The organism is Shigella sp. FC1544 (assembly GCF_001722145.1).
GTDB lineage: Bacteria > Pseudomonadota > Gammaproteobacteria > Enterobacterales > Enterobacteriaceae > Escherichia > Escherichia coli.
Genome location: NZ_MECT01000541.1, coordinates 1 through 220, shown reverse-complemented (window position 1 = coordinate 220; position 220 = coordinate 1). Strand labels below are relative to the sequence as shown.

At 54.1% G+C, this 220-nt stretch carries 1 protein-coding gene; it reads right to left on the bottom strand.

The annotated features are described in order from the left end of the window. A partial coding sequence (locus BGK49_RS19520; protein WP_069375826.1) for an IS1 family transposase occupies window positions 1–220 on the bottom strand: 220 nt, incomplete at both ends.

Genomic DNA, 220 nt, shown 5'->3' with positions numbered 1-220 from the left:
GCCCATAATGCGTGCACTGGCGCGACATCCGACGCCATTCATGGCCATATCAATGATTTTCTGGTGCGTACCGGGCTGAGAGGCGGTGTAAGTGAACTGTAGTTGCCATGTTTTACGGCAATGAGAGCAGAGATAGCGCTGATGTCCGGCAGTGCTTTTGCCGTTACGCACCACCCCGTCAGTAGCTGAACAGGAGGGACAGCTGATAGAAACAGAAGCC